The following is a 25,133-nucleotide window of genomic DNA, read 5'->3' on the forward strand; positions in this document are numbered from 1 at the left end:
CTCACTCAACAATGACGCTCATGCCCACACGCAATCCGTCAATCGGCTGAGTCGGACGCGCTTCCACCTCGAAAGTTCGCATATCAAAGCCCTGCGCCGGATCAGTCGTGCGCCAGGTAGCAAAATCTCCCATCACAGCAACATGACTGACTTTGAAGCTGTACTTCAAATCGCCAAGCGCCGGGATCCGCACCTTGAACTCGGCACCCTGGTTATACTCTTTCAGCTTGTCTTCGCGAACATGAAAAACAGCCCAGGCATCGTTCATATCGACAACACTAACAACAGGAAAACCTTGCGGTGCAAGCTCGCCCTCATGCAACAAAATCTGGGTCACTTCGCCATCATGCCAGCTCTCGATTTGCGTATCCGCGGCATAGGCTTCTACTTCTGCCACTGCACCGGCCGCCATCCGGGCTTTCTCGATAGCCGCTCGTTTGGTTTCGTCACGTGCCCCTTCTTTGGCCATTTCAAACATTTGATAGGCAGCCCGCTCGGTATAGCGCGCCGCCTGCCACTGCGTATAGGCTTCATCGCGTTTTTGCTCGGCAACCACGCCGTCTTTATACAGGTTATCGACCCGCTGATAAGTTTTGCCCATCAGCGCCGACGCCGCCTTGGCCTTCTGCCACTGATCCCGGGCAGCAGCAATTTCCTGGCTTCGAGCCCCTTTCTCGGCCTGAGCCGCCATCGCACCGGCTGCTTCCTGACCGGCCTTGGCCTGCTCAAGCTTGGCATCAAGCTCCGGACTCAGGAGGGTAAAAATCAGATCGCCACGTTCGACTTTATCTCCCTTGCGAACCAGAACTTGTTCGATACGGCCTGGCACCTTTGACGACACATTGTACTGCTGCGCCTCAATCTGCCCCTGCATACGCTCCGGCTGTGGCTGATAAGCCTCCCAGAAGGTATAGCCGATCCAGCCTACCAATGCCGCTGCCGGAACGACTGCCGCCAAAGCCTTAAACTTACTCATGACTGAACCTCTACACCTTGATATTGCTGATACTGGTAAAAACTACTGATCTCGCCGCTGACGGCCAGAAGGCGTGATAATGAAATCACATACTGAAATGCCGCAGCAGAACGCTGCGTACGGACGCTGGCCTGATATAGCTCGGCGTCAACCACATCCAGAGACGTCGACAGCCCCTGACTAAAAGCCTTCTCGCGCAACCGTACGTTTTCGCGGGCAAGTTGAAGACTGGATGAAAGGCCGTTGTACTCTTCCAGTGCCTGCATCGCCTCGCGGTAGGTTTTCTCTACTAATACAGACAAGTCCCGCTCCGCCTGTGCTCGCAGATAATTGACCTGGGTTACCGCGCTGTGAGCGGCCTTGACCTTTCCTGAACGGCCGGAATTATCCATAAGAGGAATATTCACCCCGACACCGACAGCCCAGTCCGGCGCCGTCTTTGCCGCCAGCGTGTCATCTTCATGCAGGCTGTAATTGCCGTAAAGATACACTTCCGGGTAATACTTCCCCTTCTCGGCATCAATCAGGCCACTTGCCTGCTTCTTCTTGGCATCCAACATCTTCAACCCTGGATACGCATCAAGTGTCTTGTCGATAAATGCGCTCATTGGCGGCAATGAAGTATTGGTAAATAAAGGCGTCGACGGAATAGCCGGCACATCCAGTTTCAGCAACTTGGTAAGTGCTACCTGTGCAATTTCCATATCCCGGGCTGCTTTCTGGCGCTCTACCCGCGCCTTGTCATAAGACGCTTCTGCCTGCAGCCGTTCTACCTTGGCAATTTGGCCTTGCTGTTCAAGCTTTAAGGCGTGCTCAAAATGTTTTTTCAGGCCCTGCTCGACATCAATACGGGTCTGCAGCACATGTTGGGTCATGGCGACACCAAAATAAAACTTGGCCAGATCTTCAAACTTGGCCTGCTGCTTCATGGCCAGCAAATAACGGGCTTCTTCCGTTCGGCCTCTGGCAATATCCTGCGCAGCAGTAATCCGGCCGCCGGTGAAAATTGGCCAGACCGCCCGAATCGAAGAGGTAAAGACATCGCGCTCTGTCAGCTGTGAAGTAAACAGCTGATCCAGCATCGCAGGATTGATGTGAAACTGTTGCCCCAGAGCAGCAACAATCCCGCCAGCCTCATCGGACATACTCTCAATTAAGTCCGATGGCTTAACCTCAACAGGCTTATCCAGTCGAGTATATTTAGCTGTCGCTGAAATCTGCGGAAAATACAAATCGCTCGCCGCATCCTGGAGATGTCTGGCACGATCGACATTCGCCCGTTCAGCAGCCAGACCATCATTAGTGGTAACCACTGCTTGCCAGGCGTCAGTAAAGCTCACCGCCTGCTGGTCGGCCAGGGCAACACTGTCAGTCATTGGTTCTGAGACAGGTGCTGATACATAGCTACCGGCAAAAACACGACCAAAAGGCATCGTCAACAAAGCGGCACAACACGTCATCGCCACAATAGGCTTTATTCTCATTATTTTTTCCATTAAGCCTTGGTACTTATCAGGGGTGACAATTCTAGAGCAATAACTCTAAAACTCAACCTAAGGGTAGACGCTAACTTTCCACTTCACAAAATGTAAAAGCTCGGGGCTAAGTGATAGGCTGCATTTTCTTTTGGCGACACGATACTTCGCAGTTGTTTTAACCCTCTGTTTTAACGTGCTGTTTTGGCTATTTTTGAAAACAATAGATAGAAGAGAATAATTGTTAACGAATACTGGCAGGGAAATAAGAAGGGCTGAAAAAAAGAGAAAAAAAAGCCCGGATGCATGCATCACGGGCCAGAGGGTCATAACGTTGTTCAGTGCTTTAACACATTCTTTTATTAGCTTTATTTTCTATGTGAACAGCTCAAAGATACTGCTCCACTTTATTCCTAGCCTATTTTCAACACCAACCTTAGTTCCAAGCCTGTGACAGAGGGGCAAACGCAGTTGGTATGACGTTGTTGGTATTTCGCTTTCTACTGACGCTGCAAAAATGGCTCTAGAGCCGTAAATAGCTGGTCAATTTCTTCCTCGGTATTGTAATGCATCAATCCGATGCGAATTACACCACCATCATCCAGAATTCCAAGTTGCTTACACAACCCCAGCGCATAAAAATGCCCGTTCCAGACGCACATATGTTGCTTACCCAGATGAACAGCTACATCACCCGGCGTCACACCGTCGATACGAATAGCAAAGGTTGGCGTTCGTTCTCGAAGCCGCTGTTGATCATTAATACCGTATAGCGTGATATTGCTGTACTGCGATAGACGCTGCAAGAAGTGCTCACTCAGGGATACTTCGTGCTGCTGATATAACGCATAACTTTGTTGCAAACGCTGGCGCAGACTTGCTCCCTCATCTCCCCACTGTGCTAAATACTCAACGGCAGCCACTAAACCAGCCAACGCTTCAAAGCTCTGGGTCCCGGTTTCAAACCGTCCGGGTCCCTCATCAGTCGCAGGTTCGACCTTGTATGGACGAAGTGTCTGTAACCATTGCTGGGCGATATAGGCAATGCCCACATGTGGGCCGAAAAACTTATAGGCCGAGCAAGCCAGGAAGTCACAACCTAACGACTGGACATCCACCAAAGCATGTGGCGCATAATGAACCGCATCGACATAAACCTGTGCCCCAACCTGATGTGCCGCCTCAACAATACGTTTTACATCCACCAGCGATCCGGTGGTGTTCGAAGCGTAAGTCACTGCGACCAGACGCGTTTTAGCATTTAGCAATGACAGGAGGTGATCAATATCAAGGGTACAATCTGCCTCATTCACCTTTACCTGATGAACAATAGCCCCTTTGTCTTCGGCTGCCTGCTGCCAGCTAGATACATTCGAATAATGATCCAATGCCGTAACGATGATTTCATCGCCTTCCTGCCAGTCCCGGCTAATTGCCCGGCTGAGCTGAAAAGTCAGCGAAGTCATATTGGCCCCGAAGACAATGTTGCTTGCAGAAGGCGCGCCCAGCAATGCCTGCGCTGATGCCCGTGCTTTTTCAACTACAGAAACTGTTTCGGCACTGGAGAAAAACGCGCCGCCCAAATTCGAGTTGAAGCGTCCCAGGTAGTCTGTCATTGCGTCTAGTACCGTCGAGGGCACCTGCGATCCACCCGGGCCGTCAAAAAAGAACACCGGCTGGTTTTCAACGATTTGGTTCAGGGCCGGAAAACTCCGGCGAATGGCTTCAGGCGTGAACGACATGCGTTGGCTCCTTTGCGGTCAGAACAAATAGATCCAGGAATCCCTGCTCATCTTTCTTAACTGCCTTAATCGGACGCGCATTGTGCCAAAGCTGACTATCGGCTAGAATGGCAACCTCACCCTGCTTCAGTGCCATACTCAAAAATGGCAGCTCATGTTGCTCCCTGTACACCAGAAACTCTCCACCTTCGATATTATGGCGACCAATCCCAATCACGGCCAGGTGATCAAAGCCGTCCTGATGAACCCCTTCAGGTGCCACAAGGGTTTCTTCCTCAATCGCTGAAATACGGATCTGATGGATTTCAATTTCCTGCTCGTCATCCAGGGCATTGGCTTGCTTGAAGACTTCGCACATTTCACGCAAACCATCACTACGCAGAATAGATTCTTCCAGTGTCTCGAAGCTACGGCTGACATTCCCCTGAAACGTATTGATATCCCCGGACTGAACAAAATGCCGCGCAGCCAGATGCTCAACGTTACCCTGCTTTAGCTTTACCACCGAATAGCGTCGCAGGCGGTATTGACCATCAGCGTGATCGGTTTGCGGCAAGAAATCAAATGAAGGCGAAAGATCGTTAACAGCCTGTCCGCTTAGTTGAGTCAGCTGAAGTGTACGCTCTAACGAAGTGTGCATCGGTTTGCTCCTAATCCCTGTTTCTGAGTCCCTGTTCACAGCATCTGTCCTGACCTTGTCCAAAGCCAGTCCAGCGCCATGCTCAGCATTGTTGTTCAAAATTGCCGGTCACAGCCCTACTGCACCTCATGGCGCATTACAACGGGCACCAAAGCCATTAACAATTGAATTACATTTAGGATTAAACAAAAACCTGGCATTGCCAATAGCTAGCAATTTAAATTTCGCCAAAAGCAACAAATACAAAACTTATAACCACACATGAACAAATAACCAGCTCATAACACCAAACCAGAAAGATAGAGATACAAAAAAGCAGTCAAGTCTTCTAACCGCGAGATTAAAGCATTGATATACTTATATTTATTGCCATTCTTTCTTACTTATATCGCACTTCCATAGCAGCATAAAATGCTGTTTGTGATTCAAAGCTCAAATTTGAAAATCGTATTTATAAGATCAAACGGATAAAAATACCAAGGCAGGCAACAGCAATTCTCGCCATTGCCTGTATAGGGCTTTATCGATATGCGGGCGGCTCAACCGAGCGGTATTCATTACCGGATTTCTTATAGAACGTATTATTAATGATGGCGTATGAAACCCCGGCGATCACAGCAAAGGTCGCAATTTCCGGCAGTCGGGACTCATGGTACGAGTGGTGGTGTTCGTTGACGACGATGACTTCGCGATGATGATCATGGTGATGATGGCCACTATGATGACAATGTTTGTGGTGCTTGTGATGATGCTTGTGGTGGTGTTTATGATGGTGCTTTTTGGCTAAAGCTGCTGAAGGAAGTAATGCTACACAAAGCGCAAGAAAACATGGAGTTAAGTGTTTCATATATTCACTATAATTATGAATTTATTTCTCTACAGCATACGTTTATCATTGACCGAAATGTCAGCGCAGAGTTAGCCTTCTGTCAAAAATACACTGTTTTATAGAGTTCGTGAATGTCAGTTCCAGTCGGATTAGGCTGCCCGCATTATGCTATTGCGGCCTATATTGAAAATCGCCCAAGCATGTTGAACTATCCATCACTGAACCAGCTAACAGCTGTTGGAACAGGTGAAATTCAAGCTATCGGCCAAGCCTGTGGCAACGGTTGGCGCAAGGTTTTCAACGTGTATGCCAAGCTCATCTTCGAACTGGATACCGCCTACTTCCCGTATGCCAAGTCAGCCTCCACCTGGCAGGCTTATCGCGACCAGTACCTTCTGCAATCCGATAGCCACACCTCGCTAATGTTTAGCCCGCCAATTCTGGTGGTGCAAAGAAAACTTCAGCACCAACCGCACCCTACTGTCCATATCATTATGGGAAGAACCTATGCCAAGCGGTTAACCGCTGATGGCAAGCTGACCTGTCCGATGCAATGGCTCGATAACGAGTTTGCGATTAATACAGAGCATCGAGTGATAGTGTGCCCTTACTTTGACTATCGGCAATTATCCAATATCAAGATTCAATATCTCGCCAAGCTGATAAAATCTCTTGTCGCTTAACGCACCCTTTGAGTCTGTTAGGCGGAAAGAACCCAATGCATAGCTACTGGTTGCTAATGAGGATCAAGCCAGATGTATTATCCTTATTACAATTCCATTGATTGCTATAAATGCTAACGGAATAATATACCCAAGCTACCTCAAGATGCAGGATTCAGAGTGAAACCAGCGTGCTCAGTTCAAGGAAAATGACGGTAGGAATGGTATTCCCTTTCAACGTTATTTGACACAGAAATGGGCGCGCTGGCTCACTCCCAAAGGGCGAGTTTACTTGGCTTCTATGCGTTGTTACCGATTATTAATTTAGAGCCACTAGATTTTCAAATCGGTGCCTAGCCTACAAGCCAAGTAATTCTCGCTGAAACGAGCATCTTGAGGTAGCTTGGGTATATAGGCTACTGCATTTTGATAGTTTTCCATTGGGCAAATACCTGAGCAACGGGAAGTGTCGTGTATGCAGATCAACCTGGCGCCCCTTATCTTTGAACTATGCGCTATCGTTATCAGCGCCGCTATTCTTGGCACACTGTTTCTTTACGCCCGTCAACCGATCATCCTGGCTTATATCGCCGCAGGCATGCTCATCGGCCCCAATGGCCTGCAGGTTATTCGGGATGCCGAGCATATTACTCAGATAGGCAATCTTGGCGTTATCCTGTTGTTATTCCTGATTGGGCTGAACTTACAGCCCAAAAAGCTCATCCAGCTATTCAAAGAAAGCTCCATTATCACCCTGGGCACCTGTAGTTTTTTCTTTTTGGGCGCCCTGCTCTTTGCTCTCGCGATCCAGCTTCCGATGCAGGATGCCCTGATCATTGCCGCTGCCCTGATGTTTTCCAGTACGGTCATCGGCTTGAAGCTGATCCCCACCACTACCCTACATCACAAACACATGGGCGAAGTGATGACCAGTATTTTGCTGGTGCAGGATATCATCGCAATCACTGTGATCATTTTCCTCAATATTGGCGGCGGCAATGCCATGCTCGTGGCCTTTATAATGATGCTGCTCAAATTCGTAGCACTCTGCTCTCTGGCGTTTCTCGGTGTGCGCTACATGATCCTGCCGTTATTTCAGCGTTTCGACGTGATCCAGGAATACAGTTTCGTGACAACTCTTGCCTGGTGCTTTTTCTGGGCCGAACTCAGCCACCAGGTCGGGCTTTCGTATGAAAGCGGCGCATTCATTGCAGGAATTTCAATTGCCGTTAGCCGTGTCTCGCAGGCAATCTCTGTTCACCTCAAGCCACTGCGAGAGTTCTTCCTGATTCTGTTCTTTTTTGCTATCGGGGCGAGAATGGATCTGGCGGGCAGCAACATCTACAGCTTACTGGGCATTTTATTCGGTATCATTCTTGTGGTCATCAAGGCCTGGGGGTTTACGCTGGCTTTATCACTGGCTCACGAAAAGCCCAGCATGACCCGTGAGCTAGGCGCCAGGCTCAGCCAGGCCAGCGAGTTCTCTTTTCTTGTCGTCTATGCAGCAATGAATGCCGAACTGCTTTCTGTCGAGGCCAGCATGTTTATCCAGACAGCCACCATGACAACTTTCATTATCTCTACGTATTGGGTTGTCAGGCGCTACCCGACACCAATCTCGATGACCAGCAACCTGCGTCAGGATTAAAAAGCAGCCGCGCAGGCTTGCTTGAGACTGGCTCAGTCGTCGATACCGGTGCCAGTACCGACAAACGGATAGGACACGGTAACCGTAATTTGCTCGGCTGAGACCGACATGATCACGGTTCTGTCATACTTTTTCTGCTCGTCAGTTGAGTCCCCGACCGATAGCCACTGCTCAATATTCTGATATCCCTGGCGATAGGCACGGTTGAACGCCCCCTTGTCGAGAAACAGATATTCCCTCGGTACCGTAAAATCGTAGCGGTTAGCCAGAACGAACATCTGCTCGTCCAATGTCTGCCGGTCAAGGAGCTGTATACCCGCCAGCACATCGAGAGTTTCATCATTGACATTCAGGTGCGCAAATACCAGGCCTTTTCGCCTTAGCCCTGCAAGTACAGTGTTGTAACTGGCAGCATTCAGCGGCGTGGTGTATTCCACAGAAAGCGCTTTTTGCTCTGCCATAAAGACGGCCAGCAGCTCGTCATCGACATCAAATACCTTCAGTTGATCAAAACAATAGGCCAATTTACCACTATACAAATCAGAGCAATCAAATGCGCCGGGCAAGGAGCGGATATCCTCGGCCTTGTCGTTCAGATAAAAATCATCGAGCAAGCGCAAACCAGATGCACTGGCAGCGAACGGCAAGGCCAAAACAGGCAACAGTAAAGCTAAAGAGCAAAATAAACGTTTAGCAGGAATGCAGAAAGATACAGAAGACACGCTAAGCTCCATAAAAAAGATGCAGCCTAGTTGTACTCCTTGATGCGTAAGACATCAATACAGAATAAGAAGATCGATAGAGAAAAAAACCGGTAGAAAAAAGGCAAAAAAAAGCTGTAACCCCAAGCCTCAAGGAGTTACAGCAAACTACAGTCAGCATTAACGTAGTAAAAAATTCGGGCGGTATGACTTCCACCCGGAGCGGTTAACATAAATTCTTTCTGGTTAACGTCTGTTTATTGTTATCGTTTTAGTTATCGCCCTGTGGTTAGAGCGCTTTGGTTAGAAGACTTTGGTAAAGACCTTCCTTTACATCGACCAGATAAAGAATATCTGTGACTTCATTCGGATTATGATGCCGCGGATCACATCGAGAAAAGCCAGGAATGGAATTGGTTTTTCTGCACTGATCCAGGCCAGGCCTACCGAGCCGACCGGTATGTCATAACCGTCATGTTCATCAAGCTTGAGCCTGACAAAATGATGCTTATTCATGGCATTTTGTCCGGTTGTCTGACGAATGTTATCGTCACGGGCCAGCAGGCTGCCTTGCGCCTCGCCAGTGGCTTCAATGATGCCTTCTACTTCCGCGTTAAACACCTTGCCCGGATAGACTGCCGAGGTAAATTCGGCCCGCTGCCCGACTTTTACATTGCGGATCGCCTGGTGGTTTACCCGCATCAGGACATATTTCTCGTTGGTGTACATCTGGATCCGAGGCATAAGACCCACGTACTGACCTTCACGCATAATGAAGTTGGTCAGGTACCCATCTGCAGGTGCGTACACCTTAGTCTGTTCGAGGTTCCATTGGGCCTGAGCCACGTTTTCCATCTCGCTCTCGACATCAACCTGACGGCTGCTGACAGTCAATTCTGACTTCTCGAGCGCTAGTTGGGCCTTATTGGCGGACAACCTGGCTTTTTCCAACTGAGACTGCAAAGTCACTTCTTGTGCTATGGCCATTTGTACAGCAGTACGCTGCTCATCTAGCTGAGTTTCAGTAATGGTATGCTTAACCACCTTGTTTTGCTCAAGGTAGCGTCTCAGCGTCGTCTGCTTGAGCTTTAAGTCTTCCTGTGTCGCTATCAGCTGATTTTTAGAGATTTCAATATCTTTCAGCGCTGCGCTATAGGACTCATGGGCAATAAGAACATCTTCCCTGGCAATCGAAAGAGATACTTTGGCAGAGTTCAGTAATGACTCGGCCTTATCCAGGGCAATTTGGTACGGCTCGTCATCCAGCGAATAAATCAGCTGGCCTTCGGAGACCTTCTCATTGGGGCGGACGTAAATCTCATCAACGTGCCCTTTGATCTTGGTCGAGGCCGGTCTCAGCTGAATATGCGGCGACTGCACCAGCGATCCGCCGGACATATCCATCGGCGCGAAAGTGATCAATCCTACCCAGACAAACAATAACCACCCTGCACCACCTAGATAAGAAAACGCCTTGGTAAATTTATTCCACGGCATACCGACCATACGAAGCAGATAGATAAACAACGACCATACGGCTAATCCCTCAAGCATGCTCGGCCTCCTTATCATTGTGATCCGCTACAACCGAGTCAGGTGATGGCGATTGTGTGTGTTTTTCATGCTGAAAAGAACCTGCACTTTCTTCATCGTTGCCTTTCCAGATATCGCGGATACGACGAAGTGCCTGCTCGCCATCGACAAAGGCGATAAAGACGGCAATAACCCACACCCAATGCCAGACGAACCCTATCCAGGTCAGTGCAGTTATTAACCCTATTTGATGGTGTTCCTTGGTGTGGGCTTTTTGAATTGGCAGCTCATGGATTCGCCAGAATCCATAACCTGCTGCCGCAATTGTTCCGATTAAAACAACCGCGGCCACAATATGTAATGCTGTGTCGACACCGCTATCGACAAAAGGCATGCTTACGAGGCTCATGTAAGACATCTCCGATATTAAAGTTGATATTGTTATGTTTTTTTGTTGCGTGGATTGTGCCGAATAATGTGAACTGCGTACTTTTTATGGATAGAAGACATCACACAGCGCCGCTATTTGCGATATTCTATCCACACACTATGTTCATCAAGCCCAAACTCATGAATCAAGCATCGGCAGCACTGGATATTTCCTTTATCCGTTCGGCCTTCCTACAACCTGTCTCTGCCGGCATAATCGCCCGCTACGGACTCCCCCCTGAAGAGCTGGGGATCCCACCTCGGGTTTTGACAGAACCAATGACGCTCGTTCCCTTTATCGATGTTCAGCGCTGGCTGGAACTGATTGAGCAAAAGAGTGGCGATCCTGCGTACATGATAGAGATAGCTCCCTACCTGAAGTTCGACAACATGGGCTATTTTGGTGACTGGTTTTTATCGAGCCCCGATTTGGCGCTCGCCTTCAGACGGATCAACTACGGGACATCCTGCCTGCAATCGGGTACCAGCTTTCACGGCGAGCAATCAGGCAGGCTTATCAAGTGGTGCTATGACAACCATTTTTCAGAAGGCCGAAGCCGGCTCCACGACAGCCTTCGCATTGCCATCATGTATACCAATACGCTAAAGCATTTCATGGGCGATGATTATTGGCCAAAACATGTCGAGCTCAGCGGCCCGCCATGCGGAGATGGAAGAGTAGAAGCCTATTTTGGGTGCGAGGTTACATGGAATGCGGCAATGACCAAGGTTTGGCTTGATATCACCATGCTGGAACACGGTAGTGCTCACCCTTTCAGCACATCACGTCCGATGCTGGTCTCCAACCTGCAACTTGATGAGTTTCTGAACATGCCACAACCCCATGATACCGCCAAAGTCATGTACGAGATGGTTAGTTACGCCTGTCATTACGGTTATCCAAGCCTGGATTTTATTGCTGAACGTTACAGGGTAAGCCGGCAGCAACTCCAGCGCCGATTCAATGCCTTCGGCTGGAGCTTTACCAATGTTACCAACTATGTACTGTGCAATCTAGCGATTAAGTACATGCTCAAAGATATGTCTAATGCAGAGATTGCCAGGGAGCTGGGCTATAAAAATGTGCAAAGTTTTAGCAAGGCATTTCAGCGCCAGCGCGGGGTCACGCCGACGCAATACAGGGACAGGCTACTGGAGCGCAGCCAGTAACAGCTATGCCGATGGCAGCGGTTATACGACTCCCTGTCGCTTGCACTGCATCTGAAAGTGTTTGTTCGGCGTAATGTGGTACCACATATCAAACAAGGCTTCATTGTCGCCTTGCAGTATCGGCTTGAAGAAGATTCGGTAGCCGGTCAAATCGCGACGAGCAGCATAGTCAAAAGGGTTACTGTTGTTGGGGTCGGTAATGATCTCCCGGCTTAGCTTAACGGGTTTCAGCATATAATCGGCATCGTTGACGACATAGCGATAATCGATAAACAGGTTGAACTCCAGTTGGGTCTGTTTCTCTTCCTGATACCTGACCCACTCTTGCGAGGTCATCGTACCATCGGACTTGAAATCGTAAGTCACCCAACTTTGTTCCTGGGGGCTCTCTTTTTGCGGCGTACACTGCCACTTACCCTGGATAGCCGGTAACGACGATGCGGTGGCAATGCTCGGAAGCAAGGCGCCTGCCACCAATAGTAATCTGCGGATCCAATGATTCATCTGTCTCTCCGGTTATCACTGCATACCTAACAACAATAACTTAACAATCAGGGACTGCCAATAACCAGGTAAAAATCAGGCATAAAAAAAGGAGCGTCAATTCGCTCCTTTTTTCTTAATAACTCGGCAGTTACGCTGTTTTCTTATCGTTCTGTGAACTTTTCGCTGTAACTTGTGCCAATATTGCGGAAATAGGGACAATTGGCCCCATCATATTGATCCGCATCGGCGATCCTCCGGTGCCATAATGCAAGTCAGCCGCATCGACGCTCGAATAGTTATATTTATAGTTAAACTTATCGGTCGCGACATGCAACAAGTCGAACTCTTTCCGATGACATGAAATGTATGCACGCCAATACATTGCATCTAGCACCTCTCCGGGATTCTCCGCCCGGATAATGAAGCGCCAGCTCCCGTCCTCACCATAGAAGTCGAGCGGAAACGTATTTTTTATTTTTCTTTTGCTTAACAAGGTCAACCTATCCACTTAGCCAGCAAGACAATGGGATTATGCAATGATTATGGAAGAATGGAAGAGATATGCGAAGAATTCAGGAAAATTTGACAATTCTTAGGCTTTTTCAACCTAATATCTTTGTGAGGATACCACAAAAAAAATAACATTATTAGACTTGTTAATTAACTTTCTCGGCCTATAATGCTGAAAACCGGAGCGTCTGCCAACGCTCCGGTTTTTTTGTGCCTGCTCTTCGGTGAGCTACCTGCTATCTGCCAATAGCAAGAAAGCCAAAGGGCAAAATTCGATAAGATTAAGGAAATACCAATGCGTATCGAACAAGACTTGAAATTAGGTTTTAAAGATGTACTGTTTCGTCCAAAACGTTCAACCCTAAAAAGCCGTTCTCAAGTTGAATTAACCCGCGATTTTACATTCAAGCATAGCGGTCGTCAATGGTCAGGTGTACCTATTATTGCGGCTAATATGGATTCCGTTGGTAGCTTCGAAATGGCCGCTTCGCTGGCCAAGCACGGCGTAATGACAGCCGTTCACAAACACTACACCGTGGCTGACTGGGCTGAGTTCATCAAACGCAGCGACGCCAGCGTACTGAACAATGTCATGGTATCAACCGGTACCTCAGACGCTGACTTCCAGAAGACCAAAGACATCATGGCGATGACCGACGAGCTGATCTTTATCTGCATCGATATCGCCAACGGTTACTCGGAGCACCTGGTTGAGTACGTTGAAAGAGTACGTGCAGAGTTCCCGGACAAAGTTATTAGCGCCGGTAACGTTGTCACCGGTGATATGGTGGAAGAGCTGATCCTTGCCGGTGCCGACATCGTCAAGGTAGGTATCGGCCCGGGCTCGGTATGTACCACTCGCGTAAAAACGGGCGTTGGTTACCCGCAGCTATCAGCCATCATTGAATGTGCCGATGCCGCGCACGGCCTGGGTGGCCGTATCATCGGTGACGGCGGTTGTGCCTGTGCCGGTGACGTAGCCAAAGCCTTCGGTGGCGGTGCTGACTTCGTTATGCTGGGCGGTATGCTGGCCGGCCACGAAGAAAGCAACGGCGAAGTCATCGAAAAAGACGGCAAGATGTTCATGAAGTTCTACGGCATGTCTAGCCAGAGCGCCATGGACAAGCACTCAGGCGGTGTTGCCAAGTACCGTGCAGCCGAAGGTAAAACCGTACTACTGCCTTACCGCGGCCCGGTGGAAAACACCATTCAGGACATCATGGGCGGCGTGCGCTCAACCTGCACCTACGTTGGCGCGGCGAAGCTTAAAGAGCTAACCAAACGCACTACCTTCATCCGCGTGCAAGAGCAAGAGAACAACGTGTTCGGTAAAGAGTAAGTACTGGATACTTGAAGACCTAGAGGCCACTTTCGAGTGGCCTTTTTTGTGCCTGCGTTAAACCTTTTCAATCACTTTAGAATAACTTCAACGAGCAACTTATGGTTTTATTGGCATCTAGGTTGTTACATTAGTTCAGCCATGTTGATGAGCAGCATTTCTATTGGTTTACCCAGTGTATTTGACGGGTAAGAAGCTTGCCCTCATGAAGCATTTTGTTTACCTGACCGATCATTATACCAATGATATCAATGAACTTTTGTACTGTGACGAAGGGTGCAAGAGGAACACTAAATCCTATTGAAAATGATTGCACAGTGGTATCCTAGATATTCAGTTTAGATGGACTCGGATTAGACAAAGAAACGATTTCAACTTGGCATCATCGTAACCAGACTTCATTTGACTATAGCGTTTATTGCTTATGTGGGTGAAATGTATGAAAGCAGGCAACCTAGTGTAGTGTGTGACAAGATTGAACTACCCTACTTCTAGCTAAAGAACGGCGACTTGATAAACAAGAAAAAGATGTTCTTCGGCCACTATTTTTGGAAGGGATGCCCGAAGTTTAGCATGAAGGGCAAAGGTGTTTATGGATGTTAGTGTTAAGAAGGTTATCAGTGAGGAACATATTACTGAGTTTAATTGCCTCACGAATGAAAATGAATTGCATCGTATTCCTAATAAGAAACTGTATATGAACATTAAAAATGAAAACATAATTATTGACAAAGAAAACATTATAACAACGGAAAATATTCATTTTCATCAATTTCAGTTCGAAGAGTAAAATATGAGTTATAGAAAGCTTTCTCATACATTCCTAGGAAAGAGATATTCACTATTAAACGAGCCTACTATATATAATGATAAAAATTTATATACTGTAATAATTGGCGAAAATGGCACAGGTAAAAGTCGGTTTTTGAAATCATTATGCGATGAAGTATTATTTAGAGATACATTTAAACCAAGAAAATTAGTAGCTTCATCTTCAAGCCCTTTTGACAAATTCAATGCAAGAAACAACGATAATATATACAATTATATAGGAATAAAAGGGCACAACAATGGAACGCCAACAATTTCCCTCATATCTAGTGTAACAAAGTCAATTTTAGATGCTTATAAAAAGAAAGAAACTTCATATCGAATAGCAAATATACTAAAGTTTCTCAATTACCATCCTTCATTGAAATTTATTTTCAAAAACTCTTTGTTTGACAAGAAAACATTGGAGTCTTTAGAGTTATCAGCAAAAGAGAAACTTGATCTTATTATCTCAAAACAAAAGCCTAAGATTTATTCAGAATTAATGAGAGCACAGGATTTTTGGGGTGATAGAATATCAGAGTCAAAAGAGATAAAACAATATAATTATTTACTAAATCATTATTCAACATTACATGATGCTAATTATCATGAAAGGATCATTCCAATCTTTCTTGACTTTGAAAATTCATATGATGATGTTAATGAAGTAATTAATTCTATTGAATACTTATATGAACAGGGATTTTTAATTCTTGAGGATGTCTCAATTGGCACACCAAGTGGAAAGAAAAGATTTAGCATAAATAAAGCCAGCTCTGGTGAGCAATGTTTTGTTTTAAGTCTTCTTGGTATATCTGGTCGAGTAGAGGATTACTCTCTTGTGTGTATTGATGAACCTGAAATAAGCTTGCATCCTGCTTGGCAAGAAAAATTTATGCCTATGTTAATAGAAACCTTATCAGAGTTCAAAGGCTGTCATATTATATTAGCATCACACTCACCTCAGATATTATCAAATTTGAACCACGATAATTGCTTTATTATGCAAATGAAATCAGGTGATATTTACCCATCTAGTAGATTCAACAAAAGGTCAGCTGACTACCAACTTGCATATGCATTTAAATCACCTGGCCATAGAARCGAACACTTAATTAATGAATCTTTAGATATTTTATCAAAAATATCAAGCTGTGCTCCTATTGATTGCTCACTAAAAGATAGAGTGAACTTATTAATTTCCGCAAAAAATAAAATAAATGAAGATGACCCCGTTTTTTCACTAATTTCAACGATTGAACGAGCCATGGTGGTTATCGATGATAATTAATAATGCCATTTCTTATTCTGAAGAAGAGAAAGTATTAGTCCGAAATTATGAAGGACGTGAAGTTAAATGCTCTGACGATTGGGTTGATGAAGCATTTACAGAACTAAAATCGAGCATTAAAAAATACTACAAAACTGAACAAAACTATACATGCCCTTACTGTAAAGTTAAATACCCAGTAACACATGGAATGGTTTGGGATATTGAACATATAATACCAAAAGATAGAAAGCCATTATTCATGTTCAATCCCAAAAATCTTTGCGTTGCTTGCAAAGATTGTAATGGGGCAAAAAGCAATAAAAATGTTCTAGTCAATGAAGACAGAGTTAACTTCACTGAGAACAATGAACATTATAAAATTGTTCATCCTCATTTTGACAAATATGATGAACACATAAGAGCAATTTTACCTGGTGATTTATATAGACCACTAACTAAAAAAGGTGAATTTACAATAATAACTTGTAGGCTACTTCGTTTTTATAAAGTTGTTAATAGGGATCAGCCTAACCCTGAAATTGATGAACTTGCAAGAGCATTAATTGGCTCCGAAGGAGCAGCAAGAAGAGTTCTTGAAGATGAACTAGTGCGCCGTATCACTGCAGCTAGAGAAACATAGTATTTAAGACCGAATAAGCTACTATGACAATAGACGGCTTTACCATCAGCTAATAATGAGGAGACCATCTTCCTGTGTTAGCAACTCAAGCCCCCCTCTATTCTGTTTTACTAGGAATCTACTCATGCTCTCTCCTACATAATTAATAGTTGAACAAGAAGATAAGCATTTTCGTACAACAGGTTACGAGTAACTACATAGACAGCAACACGCCATCTAACCCTGAAAGCAAATTCATTGAAGCACTACAAGCACAATTCACATTCTCAGCTCATACTCGCCAGTAAACCAAAACACACGAGGGTTTCAAGGATTTGTTGATCTATACCTGCACAATCATTATTCAGGTCTAGGCGGTATTAAGAGTTTTACATGATGCATCACTTAGATCCCTATCAGATATTTTGTAATCAAGAGCAACTGCCCGTAAAAAGCCTCTATGCCATTCTATGGACATTGATTTACTTCACCCTGCCAACACCATAGCTGTATGCACACATAGCCATGACTGGTTATGACCTTTTGAAGAAAAAAGAACATGGGTTTACGAATGTTATCCACAAGACCAAAAGGGTAAACGAGTTCGCAAAATGTTTGCGATCAAGGGTGAAGCTTTGAACGTTTTAATATGCGTAAAATTGAATATATACCTTAGTTGGGTAAACCTGCTGATAAACATCAACCTTGGCAATGACGCTTACATCAAGAACAAAATGCTCAAGATGGCTGAGTCTATAGCCCTCCCCTCACCTCCAAGATTTGATTACAAGATGTATTCAAACCTTCATCAGATGTACTTATCTTGCGATATCGTTTCTGCCGTCCTCGGTAGCAGACTGACAAGCCCTGCATTTCATACATAGATCAGTTGAAAACACCATCCAGGACATCATGGGCGGCGTACGCTCAACCTGCACCTACATGGGTGCGGCGAAGCTTAAAGAGCTGACCAAGCGCACCACGTTTATCCGCGTGCAAGAGCAAGAGAACAACGTGTTCGGTAAAGAGTAAGTACGGGATACCTGAATACCTAGAGGCCACTTTCGAGTGGTCTTTTTTGTGCCTGCTTATCGCAAGCTAAACGGTTGAGTTGCGAGAGACTATCGAGCTATGACAAATTGCACAGAAAAAATGTACAACAAAAAAGTCCTAGTTTCTCAAAGAGCGCCTATACTCACTAATGAACATTGAACACCACCTCTCTTTCAAGGCACTTGTGCCTATTTTTGGTGATAACGAAAGTTCCTCTAGGCTTCGTTATCACCATTTTTTATTTTTAGTGCTCGGGTTAGACTCGCAACGAAATAGTTAACCATAAAGTGGTAGATCATAATAACGACCAATGAGAAGAGAAATGGTATGGCGATAGAAACACCTACTCATATATGCGCATATTCTTTGAAAGAATAATTGATAATTAAATTAGTATAAATTTGGAACCAGCATCTATTAATGTGCAGGCTGTTTATTCAAATATCGATAGCAAACAGTGCAAGGTGGATATTTATTTGACGCTAACAGTCAAATAAATGGCCAAAATAAATAGATAAATAACCGTCGTCCGCATTATTGCAATAACTCTTTAAATAAACCATCAAAAAGAAATCATTATTGGTTAATAAGATTTACGTTCATGTTTATTTTAAAAATGCGAGCAAAATAACAGAAATAAGATACTTAAATCCTTATGGACAAGGATTGGACGATCAGCATAACAACATGCAATGTATCGCATAGCTACTTTACAAATACACTGGTCGACATCCATATCTTTAGGCTTATGCTTTTAGGGATAGCATTATGCGAGTGAACTATACCCGTAATAACAGCAACTTATTTAATGGTAATGATTCTTATTAAACATTCCTTAGGTACAATACTCAACTCCTTGTTATGTTGAGTATCTATCATACTATCCGTGTAGATACTTTTTCTTGTAGCTAGATGCTGTGGCAAAGAAAAGGATTGGTAGAGCGGGCAAGCACACGCCCCAAGCAAATATCAGCTCATTGCTTTCAAGTATAAAATAACTGCTTATGACATGAACAAGGGCCAACATCGTAACAAAAAACCAGTGAACTATTGGGTACGTTTTCGAAAATACCGCATACTGCCTAATCATCAACACCTCTTATCAAATCGAGAACTTGCTAATACAATTAAATTATTTAAACCTTAATTAAAATCTGGATTTAGTATTAACAAACTAATCAGGCTCAATCAAACCCCAAAAGACAAAAGTTAGAGCTATATAAAACCCCTGAACCATTTTCTTCGCTGATATACATTCAAATAGTCCGCTAATTAAAAAGACCGTGATACACGGCCCAAAAATATAAAAAAGTGTTCTCGATTGTAATAAGGATCTGTTATAGCCGTTCAGTCGTGGAAATTGACCTTGCCGTGGCTTTTTTAGCCAACATTTCATTGATCAGCTTAGCGGCCATATGCTCCACTTTGTACTGCCTGGTCAGTCGCTGCTTGTTCTTCCTGCTCCAATGACGCATAACCCATTCCTTACTCTCCGTTTGCTTCAAAATCTTCACTATAGGGTTACGTCCACCCGCTTTCCTCTCACCGTTGCGCTAACTATGCTCGATATGGTAGCTCGCAAGGGAAAAATGCTGGACGCCACTATTAAGTGTACTCACTCCCTAGTTTGCTATCATGATTTTTCCGTTTCAGTTTGGTTTCATGCCAGTAACAGAGCTTATAACCAGAACAAGCCACCTCTCTACCGCTTTATAAGCGCGCTTTAACCAAGCACTAGAGAGAGCAACAGCACCACATTTCACGTTAATGATGTTTGTATTTATTACAAACAGCACCTATGTTTTTGCATATATTATAAAAACTTGAAGAGCATACCCTATGGAGTCTTTAGCCAGCCTTATCTCTGCAATAAACAGCCTGGTATGGGGTGTCCCCATGCTGGTGATGATCCTCGGTGTCGGCATTTTCCTGACTGTCGGCCTGAAATTCATGCCTATTGTCAAACTGGGTTCCGGTTTTAAACTGCTATGGTCGGGCCGTATCCCGGAGAAAGATGATGATAGCAAGGGTGAAATCAGCCCATTCAATGCGCTAATGACTTCCCTTTCCGCAACCATAGGTACTGGTAACATAGCCGGTGTGGCAACGGCGATTTTTCTCGGTGGTCCGGGCGCACTGTTCTGGATGTGGTGTACAGCTCTTGTCGGGATGGCAACGAAGTTTGCAGAAGCCGTATGCGCTGTTCAGTATCGCGAAACCGATGAGGATGGCAACCATGTCGGTGGACCGATGTACTACATCAAAAACGGACTGAGCAGCAAGTGGGCATGGCTGGGTACGGCCTTCGCCATTTTTGGTTCGATTGCCGGCTTTGGTATCGGTAATACCGTCCAGTCAAATTCTGTCGCAGCAGCAGTCGATGCAAACTTCGGTATTTCTCCGATGGTATCTGGCTTGGTCATGATGATCCTGGTTGGCTTGGTGCTAATGGGAGGTATCAAGCGTATTGCGGATGTCGCAGGTAAGTTGGTTCCGTTAATGGCTGCCTTCTATATTGCTTCTGGCTTGCTAATACTGGGGATGAACGCCTCTGAGATCCCGGCCGCATTTAGCCTAATCGTCAGCAGTGCATTTACACCCGTTGCCGCTCAAGGGGGATTTGCCGGAGCCGCGGTTTGGGCCGCCATCCGATTTGGTGTTGCCCGAGGGATCTTTTCCAATGAAGCTGGTTTGGGGAGTGCACCTATTGCCCACGCAGCGGCACAAACAAAGAACCCTGTCGCACAGGGGCTCGTGGCAATGCTGGGAACATTTATCGATACCATTGTGGTATGTAGTATCACTGGCCTCTCGATTGTGGTCTCGGGTGCCTGGCTTACCGGTGAAACAGGCGCAGCACTGACCTCGGCAGCATTTGCGTCCTCACTACCGGGGCTTGGCAATTATATTGTCGCTATAGCGCTCTCAATCTTTGCTTTTACCACGATTCTCGGCTGGAGCTTCTACAGCGAAAAATGTGTCCAGTATCTATTTGGCGTGAAGGCGATTGTTCCTTTCCGTGTACTGTGGATCATCGCGGTACCTATCGGTGCAACCAGCTCACTCGAATTTATCTGGCTACTGGCCGATACATTGAATGCCATGATGGCAATCCCTAACTTGATCGCCCTGCTGCTGCTTAGCCCTGTCGTGTTTAAGCTGACCAAGGAATATTTTGCTCGGGAGAAAGCCAGATCCAAGCAGAACTGATCGAATCAACAAAATAAAGAAGCAAAAACAAATAAGCCTAGCCACAATGCAATGTGACTAGGCTTATAGCACTTAAAGAAAGTTACTTGTGGCGTTTAACCCTGTTGACTGATTTTAGCTATGTGAGCCAGGAACTGCTGTTTATCAAGCTCACCGACCACCCTGAGGGGTTTAATCTCATTTCCTTGGCTATCGAAGAACAGAATTCCCGGCGGGCCAAATAAGTCTCTGGCAGATAACCATGCAGCCTGCTCGTCGGTATTGGCTGTCACATCAAACTTCAGGCTGTTAAAGTTTGCCGTCTTCGCCATCACTTCACTGTCTTGAAAGACGTTCTTGTCCATGACTTTACATGACGCACACCAGTCAGCATAAAGATCGACCATGGTGACCAATTGTCGAGGATCCAAATTCTCTATGCCGCGTTCCAGCTCCGCCACAGCAGTGACTTTGGTGAACAGGCTTGCAGGAGTCGCTTGAGATGCCGGAACACCACGGTTCAATTTACTTAGCGGATCAAGCGGGTCATCCGCTCCGGTCAGCATACCCACCAGCAAGATCACGCCATATACCAGCGAGATAAAAGACAGTGACTTAGTGGTTCGCTGCCAGCCACTTTGCGCCGCTTCCAGCGCCCCAAAGTGAATCGCGCTACCAATCAGTAGCAATGCCCAAAGCCCAAGCGTTGCCCAAGGAGCTGCAAAACGACTCACCAGCAAAATGGCAACTGCCAGCAGCATCACACCGAAGCACTGCTTCACCTTGACCATCCACGGTCCACTACTTGGCAGGAACTTACCGCCCGAGGTACCAATCACCACCAAAGGCACGCCCATACCAAGCGCCAGCGTAAACAGCGTCGCTCCGCCGAGGACCCAGTCTTGCGTCGTAGACACATAAAGGAGTGCGCCTGCCAGCGGTGCCGAAATACACGGCGATACCACCAGCGCAGACACGGCCCCCATAACAAAAACGGTGATCACCTTGCCGCCTGTCAATCGCTGTGACTGGCTATTAAGCGCAACCTGAATACGCGAAGGCAGCTGCAGTTCGTAAAAGCCGAACATCGACAGGGCGAGCAACACAAACAAAGCTGCAAACAAGGTCAGTACCCAGGTCTGCTGCATTGCAACCTGTAAGTTAAGGCCCTGCCCCAACGTGGCAGTCAGAACACCCGCCAAGGCATAACTGGTCGCCATCCCCAGCACATAGGCCAGCGAAATACGAAAGCCTTTCCAGCCTGTCATGCCTTCACCCTGACCACCAATAATACTGGACAGGATCGGGATCATTGGCAGTACACAAGGCGTTAGTGACAGACCCAGCCCCAGAAGGAAAAACAGACCCAGCGCCTGTAGCAGGCTGGCATTTTTCAATAGCTCAGAAAGCCCCTGTGTATCGCTTGCCAATGAGGAATCCAGTGATACTGAAGCAGGTTTTGACGGCTCAACAGATTGAGCCGCTGCCAAATCAAGCTTCTTAGTCTGAGGCAGGTAACACAAGCCGTCATCAGCACAGCCCTGAAACCGGATTTTGGCTTCCCCCTGCCCCGTATATGGCACGGTAATGGTCAGCGGGCGATGATACACTTTTACATCGCCAAAATTGGGATCCTGTTTTTGCTCGGCGGCAATTGAGTAGCGAGGCTCCCCCATTACCAGCGAATCGCTATTGGTCTTAAACGAAAAGCGTTTGTGATAAAGATAGTAGCCCTCTTCTGTATCGAAGGTTACTTTCAGTGCCGTTCCATCTGCACTAGTGTCAGCACCAGAGACAAGCTGATATGAAAAGGGAAAAGCCTGTTCAACGGGCAGGAAGGATTTCTCTTCGCCAGCCTGCACGGCGAAGCTCATGCACAAGGCAAATACTATTCCCGCAAACAACCGAAAAGCTCGCGGGATCAATTGGGAAATATGCTTCATTGATTTAGAAATTCTATGTCTTGGTGAACGGTAAGCTGGTCATCGACCAATGCGAAACCCACTGATTCTGGCGCTGATATTCTTGGATCAATAGTCAGCGAAGTACTGAAAATACCGGCCTGAAGGGCGGTTTCAGCCACCACTGTCGACGACAGAATGCGATGGTGTGTTCCTTGCTCAGAAAGAATATGTGATGTTTCCTGATCACTGAACTGATAGCGTCGGGCATAGTGCGCCGAGGTCGTCAGGGCCTGATCCCGCAACGGTAGGGCGAAAATTGGCCGTGACGGATCTTTGGGATTGAGTACGGCAACAACAAAGTCACTGCCATCAGGCTTTCCGCCTGATACGCGAATATCACCACCAAAGTTGATCAGTACACCGCTCGCATTATGCTTAGTCGCAATGTCGATTGCCTGATCAACAGCCACTTCCTTTATCACCCCACCCAAGTCGATACGGGTTTGTGAACAGGCAAAGTTAAGCTTGCTCTCTTCCAGGCTCCAGGAAGATAGACCCATATAAGGTTGGGCAAATTGGTAGGCCTCTTCGCGGCTGACAGAACCACCTGTTTGCTGGAAGGCTTTTACAGTTCCGATCGTGATATCGAAAATGCCATTGGTCGCACTACTGTGTTCGCGAACCTTAGTGAGCACCGACAACATCTCATCATCAATTTCAACGCTATCTGTCTGACGCTGGTTAATCTGCACAGACAGCACTGAATCAGAATCATAGAAGTTGAACTTACTTTCCAAGCGGCAGGTATTCACTTCAATGGCCTTCGCGATTTGCGCCGGTTCCGGCGCAAATATCATCACTTCACAGGGTACTGTCATCGCCATAAAACGGTGACTAAAAGGCTGGTTAGTACTCATAGGTTGCACCCAGTACCCACCAGCGGCTTTCATAGCCATTACTCTGCTCGTAATAGGCGGCAAGTGCATTTAGGCGCCACTGCGAAGAGACTTTGAGGCTTAGGCCAAGCTCATAGGCATTGGCATTGAAATCACCCAAGCGAAGATCCGAGGTCGCATAACCCGTGGCCGCAAACGTTGGATCCTTCTCTGACGGATCGCGGTAGAAGTCAGCACCTTGCTGGTTATACCAAAAGTATCCCGGTGCCAAGGTCAGCCACTCAGTGATCTTAATATTCATCTTGCCGCCGATCTGATGGGAGCTGACTCCCCAGTCATCAACGAAAAACTTATAACGCGGACGTACAACAATGCGCGAATTGACATTATAAAATGCCTGCACGTTTAACCCGCCGGAAAGACGGGTATCCGGGCGGGAGTCCTGTCCAAGAAAGACTTCATCATCACCAATCTGACCGTCACCGTTAATATCGACCTCGCGCAAAACCGTCAGGTAATGATTGCTCAGATAGCCACTTCGATAGCCTGAATACAGGGTAAAGGTGGTGTAAAAGTTCGGCGTAAAGACCTGAGAGAGTCCCGCTTCAAAGCTACCGGTAAAGATATCTTCCCATTCCTGCGTATTTCGGAAATTACTGTACTCCTGGAAAGCCAGCGTTTCATCAAACAGAGCTGAACCACCTAATGTGTACGAACGGTTTTTACGGCTATCGGCATAGAAAAGCACCTGGGCATTGGTACCGATGCTTTTATAGTCTTCTTCCTTGGAAAAATTAGCACCCAATGTCCATTCATTACGCTTGCTGTCTCGGTATGTCAGGCTTGCTGCCGCGGATTTACGCTTATCTTCCAGCTCAAACGGCTGAATCGCATAGGCATCCCGATAAGGGTCATAACCAGCACGAATAACTTCGTTTGTTGCAGCTTGTGCTGCTTCCGTCCGGCGGTTACGCTCTCTCAAGTCCTCGTCACCGGCACTCGGGGTTGTTGGTCCCCACGCAGGAGAAGCACCAGATACTGTGTCATAGCCAATTTCACCATTAAGGGTCCAATCCAGGCCGAAATTCTTCTCGAACGAGAGGATGTTATCGCCAGCTTTGACTTTATCGCCATATTCTTCAAAGTTCATGTGATGGACTGAAATATGGTCAGCGGCCGCTGCCGAGCCTGCCATCGCAACAGTCCCAAGCAGCGTCAAAGGTAATTTTTTCTTCATTATTTTTCT

At 46.4% G+C, this 25,133-nt stretch carries 21 protein-coding genes and 1 pseudogene; 8 read left to right on the plus strand and 14 right to left on the minus strand.

Annotation, left to right across the window (positions count from 1 at the left end; genetic code table 11):
• Nucleotide 1 precedes the first annotated feature (1 nt).
• The 5 genes from L4D19_RS00955 to L4D19_RS00975 all read right to left on the minus strand — a co-directional run bounded on the left by L4D19_RS00955 (nt 2) and on the right by L4D19_RS00975 (nt 5,680).
• Entirely contained in the window at nt 2-976 is a 975-nt protein-coding gene (locus tag L4D19_RS00955) for an HlyD family secretion protein (RefSeq protein ID WP_428450749.1), read from the minus strand.
• A complete protein-coding gene (locus L4D19_RS00960) occupies nt 973-2,460 on the minus strand; it encodes a TolC family protein (protein WP_428450750.1) in 1,488 nt (495 codons plus the stop codon). Before L4D19_RS00960 ends, L4D19_RS00955 begins: the two co-directional genes overlap by 4 nt.
• A gap of 491 nt (nt 2,461-2,951) precedes the next feature.
• A complete protein-coding gene (locus L4D19_RS00965) occupies nt 2,952-4,193 on the minus strand; it encodes a cysteine desulfurase-like protein (RefSeq protein ID WP_428450751.1) in 1,242 nt (413 codons plus the stop codon).
• Entirely contained in the window at nt 4,177-4,833 is a 657-nt protein-coding gene (locus tag L4D19_RS00970; RefSeq protein WP_075767654.1) for a 2OG-Fe dioxygenase family protein, read from the minus strand. Before L4D19_RS00970 ends, L4D19_RS00965 begins: the two co-directional genes overlap by 17 nt.
• Nucleotides 4,834-5,353: 520 nt before the next feature.
• Nucleotides 5,354-5,680 carry a hypothetical protein gene (locus L4D19_RS00975; protein ID WP_428450752.1) on the minus strand — a complete coding sequence of 109 codons (327 nt, stop codon included), beginning with the start codon at nt 5,678-5,680 and terminating at the stop codon, nt 5,354-5,356.
• Between the two features lie 113 nt (nt 5,681-5,793).
• Between L4D19_RS00975 and L4D19_RS00980 the strand changes: the two genes are divergently transcribed.
• Both L4D19_RS00980 and L4D19_RS00985 read left to right on the plus strand, forming a co-directional pair.
• Complete coding sequence (locus tag L4D19_RS00980) at nt 5,794-6,345, plus strand: DUF6942 family protein (protein ID WP_428450753.1); 552 nt, start codon at nt 5,794-5,796, stop codon at nt 6,343-6,345.
• 454 nt (nt 6,346-6,799) lie between these two features.
• Entirely contained in the window at nt 6,800-7,972 is a 1,173-nt protein-coding gene (locus tag L4D19_RS00985) for a cation:proton antiporter domain-containing protein (protein ID WP_428450754.1), read from the plus strand.
• Between the two features lie 32 nt (nt 7,973-8,004).
• Here L4D19_RS00985 and L4D19_RS00990 read toward each other — a convergent pair whose 3' ends face one another.
• The 3 genes from L4D19_RS00990 to L4D19_RS01000 all read right to left on the minus strand — a co-directional run bounded on the left by L4D19_RS00990 (nt 8,005) and on the right by L4D19_RS01000 (nt 10,615).
• Nucleotides 8,005-8,694: a hypothetical protein gene (locus L4D19_RS00990; RefSeq protein WP_428450755.1), complete on the minus strand. Its 690-nt coding sequence runs from the start codon at nt 8,692-8,694 to the stop codon at nt 8,005-8,007.
• Between the two features lie 309 nt (nt 8,695-9,003).
• Nucleotides 9,004-10,227, minus strand: coding sequence for an HlyD family secretion protein (locus L4D19_RS00995; RefSeq protein ID WP_428450756.1), 1,224 nt, complete (start codon nt 10,225-10,227; stop codon nt 9,004-9,006).
• Nucleotides 10,220-10,615 carry an MFS transporter gene (locus L4D19_RS01000; RefSeq protein ID WP_428450757.1) on the minus strand — a complete coding sequence of 132 codons (396 nt, stop codon included), beginning with the start codon at nt 10,613-10,615 and terminating at the stop codon, nt 10,220-10,222. Before L4D19_RS01000 ends, L4D19_RS00995 begins: the two co-directional genes overlap by 8 nt.
• 86 nt (nt 10,616-10,701) lie before the next feature.
• Here L4D19_RS01000 and L4D19_RS01005 point away from each other — a divergent pair, with 86 nt between their 5' ends.
• On the plus strand, nt 10,702-11,805 hold the full coding sequence (locus L4D19_RS01005) for an AraC family transcriptional regulator (RefSeq protein WP_428450758.1): 1,104 nt from the start codon (nt 10,702-10,704) through the stop codon (nt 11,803-11,805).
• A 21-nt stretch (nt 11,806-11,826) separates the two neighbouring features.
• On the opposite strand, the gene L4D19_RS01010 is transcribed toward L4D19_RS01005, so the two are convergent.
• Together L4D19_RS01010 and L4D19_RS01015 are read right to left on the minus strand one after the other, a co-directional pair.
• Nucleotides 11,827-12,309 carry a hypothetical protein gene (locus L4D19_RS01010; protein ID WP_428450759.1) on the minus strand — a complete coding sequence of 161 codons (483 nt, stop codon included), beginning with the start codon at nt 12,307-12,309 and terminating at the stop codon, nt 11,827-11,829.
• Between the two features lie 130 nt (nt 12,310-12,439).
• The gene (locus L4D19_RS01015; RefSeq protein ID WP_428450760.1) at nt 12,440-12,784 is read right to left on the minus strand and encodes a hypothetical protein; all 345 of its coding nucleotides are present in this window, start codon (nt 12,782-12,784) and stop codon (nt 12,440-12,442) included.
• A gap of 312 nt (nt 12,785-13,096) precedes the next feature.
• Between L4D19_RS01015 and L4D19_RS01020 the strand changes: the two genes are divergently transcribed.
• The 4 genes and pseudogenes from L4D19_RS01020 to L4D19_RS01035 all read left to right on the plus strand — a co-directional run.
• Nucleotides 13,097-14,140, plus strand: coding sequence for a GMP reductase (locus L4D19_RS01020; protein ID WP_428450761.1), 1,044 nt, complete (start codon nt 13,097-13,099; stop codon nt 14,138-14,140).
• 793 nt (nt 14,141-14,933) lie between these two features.
• The gene (locus L4D19_RS01025) at nt 14,934-16,244 is read left to right on the plus strand and encodes an AAA family ATPase (RefSeq protein ID WP_428450762.1); all 1,311 of its coding nucleotides are present in this window, start codon (nt 14,934-14,936) and stop codon (nt 16,242-16,244) included.
• On the plus strand, nt 16,234-16,866 hold the full coding sequence (locus L4D19_RS01030; RefSeq protein ID WP_428450763.1) for an HNH endonuclease: 633 nt from the start codon (nt 16,234-16,236) through the stop codon (nt 16,864-16,866). The genes L4D19_RS01025 and L4D19_RS01030 overlap by 11 nt, the downstream gene beginning before the upstream one ends.
• Before the next feature lie 864 nt (nt 16,867-17,730).
• Nucleotides 17,731-17,877, plus strand: a pseudogene (locus tag L4D19_RS01035) (IMP dehydrogenase); the annotation flags it as partial.
• A gap of 1,358 nt (nt 17,878-19,235) precedes the next feature.
• Here the strand turns inward: L4D19_RS01035 and L4D19_RS01040 are convergent.
• Complete coding sequence (locus tag L4D19_RS01040) at nt 19,236-19,373, minus strand: hypothetical protein (protein WP_428450764.1); 138 nt, start codon at nt 19,371-19,373, stop codon at nt 19,236-19,238.
• Nucleotides 19,374-19,737: 364 nt separating this feature from the next.
• Between L4D19_RS01040 and L4D19_RS01045 the strand changes: the two genes are divergently transcribed.
• Complete coding sequence (locus L4D19_RS01045) at nt 19,738-21,108, plus strand: alanine/glycine:cation symporter family protein (protein WP_428450765.1); 1,371 nt, start codon at nt 19,738-19,740, stop codon at nt 21,106-21,108.
• 95 nt (nt 21,109-21,203) lie between these two features.
• On the opposite strand, the gene dsbD is transcribed toward L4D19_RS01045, so the two are convergent.
• From dsbD to L4D19_RS01060, 3 genes are read right to left on the minus strand one after another with little or no spacing between them, the layout of a single operon-like run.
• Nucleotides 21,204-23,030 (minus strand): protein-disulfide reductase DsbD, encoded by a 1,827-nt coding sequence (gene dsbD, locus L4D19_RS01050; RefSeq protein WP_428450766.1) that lies wholly within the window; start codon nt 23,028-23,030, stop codon nt 21,204-21,206.
• Nucleotides 23,027-23,908 (minus strand): FAD:protein FMN transferase, encoded by an 882-nt coding sequence (locus tag L4D19_RS01055; protein ID WP_428450767.1) that lies wholly within the window; start codon nt 23,906-23,908, stop codon nt 23,027-23,029. Before L4D19_RS01055 ends, dsbD begins: the two co-directional genes overlap by 4 nt.
• Nucleotides 23,898-25,124, minus strand: coding sequence for a DUF3570 domain-containing protein (locus L4D19_RS01060; protein WP_428450768.1), 1,227 nt, complete (start codon nt 25,122-25,124; stop codon nt 23,898-23,900). The genes L4D19_RS01055 and L4D19_RS01060 overlap by 11 nt, the downstream gene beginning before the upstream one ends.
• Nucleotides 25,125-25,133: the final 9 nt, after the last annotated feature.

The sequence above is a fragment of the Photobacterium kasasachensis genome, from assembly GCF_050336885.1.
Lineage (GTDB): Bacteria > Pseudomonadota > Gammaproteobacteria > Enterobacterales > Vibrionaceae > Photobacterium > Photobacterium kasasachensis.

What these genes read in the sequence shown, in the direction of transcription:
- L4D19_RS00955 (WP_428450749.1), bottom strand. Translation starts at nt 976, where the DNA reads ATGAGTAAGTTTAAGGCTTTGGCGGCAGTCGTTCCGGCAGCGGCATTG.
- L4D19_RS00960 (WP_428450750.1), bottom strand. Translation starts at nt 2,460, where the DNA reads ATGAGAATAAAGCCTATTGTGGCGATGACGTGTTGTGCCGCTTTGTTG.
- L4D19_RS00965 (WP_428450751.1), bottom strand. Translation starts at nt 4,193, where the DNA reads ATGTCGTTCACGCCTGAAGCCATTCGCCGGAGTTTTCCGGCCCTGAAC.
- L4D19_RS00970 (WP_075767654.1), bottom strand. Translation starts at nt 4,833, where the DNA reads ATGCACACTTCGTTAGAGCGTACACTTCAGCTGACTCAACTAAGCGGA.
- L4D19_RS00975 (WP_428450752.1), bottom strand. Translation starts at nt 5,680, where the DNA reads ATGAAACACTTAACTCCATGTTTTCTTGCGCTTTGTGTAGCATTACTT.
- L4D19_RS00980 (WP_428450753.1), top strand. Translation starts at nt 5,794, where the DNA reads ATGTCAGTTCCAGTCGGATTAGGCTGCCCGCATTATGCTATTGCGGCC.
- L4D19_RS00985 (WP_428450754.1), top strand. Translation starts at nt 6,800, where the DNA reads ATGCAGATCAACCTGGCGCCCCTTATCTTTGAACTATGCGCTATCGTT.
- L4D19_RS00995 (WP_428450756.1), bottom strand. Translation starts at nt 10,227, where the DNA reads ATGCTTGAGGGATTAGCCGTATGGTCGTTGTTTATCTATCTGCTTCGT.
- L4D19_RS01000 (WP_428450757.1), bottom strand. Translation starts at nt 10,615, where the DNA reads ATGAGCCTCGTAAGCATGCCTTTTGTCGATAGCGGTGTCGACACAGCA.
- L4D19_RS01005 (WP_428450758.1), top strand. Translation starts at nt 10,702, where the DNA reads ATGGATAGAAGACATCACACAGCGCCGCTATTTGCGATATTCTATCCA.
- L4D19_RS01010 (WP_428450759.1), bottom strand. Translation starts at nt 12,309, where the DNA reads ATGAATCATTGGATCCGCAGATTACTATTGGTGGCAGGCGCCTTGCTT.
- L4D19_RS01020 (WP_428450761.1), top strand. Translation starts at nt 13,097, where the DNA reads ATGCGTATCGAACAAGACTTGAAATTAGGTTTTAAAGATGTACTGTTT.
- L4D19_RS01030 (WP_428450763.1), top strand. Translation starts at nt 16,234, where the DNA reads ATGATAATTAATAATGCCATTTCTTATTCTGAAGAAGAGAAAGTATTA.
- L4D19_RS01040 (WP_428450764.1), bottom strand. Translation starts at nt 19,373, where the DNA reads ATGCGTCATTGGAGCAGGAAGAACAAGCAGCGACTGACCAGGCAGTAC.
- L4D19_RS01045 (WP_428450765.1), top strand. Translation starts at nt 19,738, where the DNA reads ATGGAGTCTTTAGCCAGCCTTATCTCTGCAATAAACAGCCTGGTATGG.
- dsbD (WP_428450766.1), bottom strand. Translation starts at nt 23,030, where the DNA reads ATGAAGCATATTTCCCAATTGATCCCGCGAGCTTTTCGGTTGTTTGCG.
- L4D19_RS01055 (WP_428450767.1), bottom strand. Translation starts at nt 23,908, where the DNA reads ATGAGTACTAACCAGCCTTTTAGTCACCGTTTTATGGCGATGACAGTA.
- L4D19_RS01060 (WP_428450768.1), bottom strand. Translation starts at nt 25,124, where the DNA reads ATGAAGAAAAAATTACCTTTGACGCTGCTTGGGACTGTTGCGATGGCA.